The 1,724-nt window shown below is 42.5% G+C and carries 2 protein-coding genes; both read left to right on the top strand.

The window, feature by feature from the left end; translation table 11 throughout:
• The first annotated feature begins 101 nt into the window (after window positions 1–101).
• Window positions 102–584: a hypothetical protein gene (locus ABD920_RS22510; RefSeq protein ID WP_345162591.1), complete on the top strand. Its 483-nt coding sequence runs from the start codon at window positions 102–104 to the stop codon at window positions 582–584.
• 241 nt (window positions 585–825) lie between these two features.
• A complete protein-coding gene (locus tag ABD920_RS22505; protein WP_345162589.1) occupies window positions 826–1,281 on the top strand; it encodes a hypothetical protein in 456 nt (151 codons plus the stop codon).
• The last annotated feature ends 443 nt before the right edge of the window (window positions 1,282–1,724 follow it).

Below are 1,724 nucleotides of genomic sequence, written 5' to 3'. Positions count from 1 at the left end.
GTAAGCCATAAGTCTGCAAACTTTTCTTACCCAACAGCCGGCACCTGCTTTTTTATCCAGCTAAATCAAAACAGCCTCTTATTGGTTTGATGGTTTGTTCCGTGTCTTATGGACAAACCGAACCCTCTAGAACTTCCCGTAATAATGCTTACCTGGAGCTTTTAGGTAATGGCGGTTTATACTCAGTCAATTATGAACGAATAGTTGCTGAAAACTTCGCACTACGCCTTGGCTTTGCGGCTTTTAAGGCAGAAACCTTATTTGGGGAAGGCAGTAACTCTATTGTAACTGTACCTGTTTTGGGAAATTTTTTATTCGGAAAGAAAAAAAGTAAGTTCGAAGTGGGAGCAGGCTTTTTATTGGGTCGCAAAAAATTCGCATCCTCCTTTCTTTCGGATGATAATACAAATTCCTCAATTATTGACCTTAAAGGTGTGATAGGATACCGTTACCAACCTTCCACAGCAGGATTTATGTTTCGAGTGGGACTAACTCCTTTCAATGCTTTGAAGGGAGGGGACGATGCTTATCCAAGCAGTGGTTTCTTTCTTTCTGGGGGTTTAAGCATTGGATACAGCTTTTGAAGGAAACTAAAGGCCTTACGTGCTATCATTAAAATTTTACGTCACCTTATTTCTATTAGGAGGCTCCTTTATTAGCCGTGGTGCGGGAAGCAAAGCTGGCCCCCAAGGATACATTCTGTTATTGATGGTTAAACTGAACATTCCTTGCTGCCTTTGTAAAGATTTCCAGAATAGGTAATTACTTATATGCTATCTTGTTATATTTTTATTATAAGCTTAGTTATATTCTTAAAAAAAACTTATGAAAAAGCTATTCCTGCTGCCAGTACTTTTCTTCCTGGTGCTCGCCTCCTGCAAAGATGATGAAGGGGACCCGGCACCGTTAATAGTAAGTGAGCAGATAAAGGGCACATGGGTTACTACAAACGAGGATTCTAAGTATTATAATGCATCTGGCCAGGTAGTGCATGAAGAGACATCCCAAACCGAAACCGTCTTCAAGTTCGATGGCTCAAAGGTTACTACCACCTATGCCTCTGGAGGCATAGGTATGCTCGGCACCTATACCACCTCCAAGAGAGGGGGTAAGGACTATATTACTCTGGTAAATGGAAGTTCGTCAGCGGAATTTGAAATAACAGCCATGTCCGGCTCTGCTATGACCTGGAAGGCTGAGAAAGACAATGCACCGTACTTTGACAACGGTATGAAGACAGCGGATTATGCTGTGACTACCATAGAATTCTCAAAGCGGTAGGAAAATATATTGAATTTCTACTTCATTAACTGTCCAGTCCTGAAATAGGTTGACAGACACTATCCCAAGAAACGGCGAGTATTTCATACCCCTAAACACTGCTTGATGCGGCTCATCCTAAAATACGGATACTAGCGCACGAAAGCAGGCCCCGTCACAGACGTTGCAATGAAGGTTGCGCATTGTTGCGGCTACTGTTGCTGAGCCTTGAAGGCTCAGCTTTCACGATAGTTATTCAAAGAATCAAAAAGATGTAAAAAAAGGGAAGCTCCTTTTACTACCAGGCGCTGTGGAAGGAATTAGCCTTGCGTTGTCGGTGGTGAATCTTCCTCTCAATGCTCATTCAGGCTTCCTTGACTTGGCTGCCCCATCTTATTGACTTAAGTCAATGACTCTCCGGCAGCATCCCTGCACTTTTGCAAAAAAAGACCATGAAATCATTT

Source organism: Pontibacter saemangeumensis (genome assembly GCF_039541895.1).
Lineage (GTDB): Bacteria > Bacteroidota > Bacteroidia > Cytophagales > Hymenobacteraceae > Pontibacter > Pontibacter saemangeumensis.
The sequence above is the reverse complement of the archived record's forward strand: the minus strand, read 5'-3'. Positions and strand labels throughout refer to the sequence as shown.

What these genes read in the sequence shown, in the direction of transcription:
- ABD920_RS22505 (WP_345162589.1), top strand. Translation starts at nt 826, where the DNA reads ATGAAAAAGCTATTCCTGCTGCCAGTACTTTTCTTCCTGGTGCTCGCC.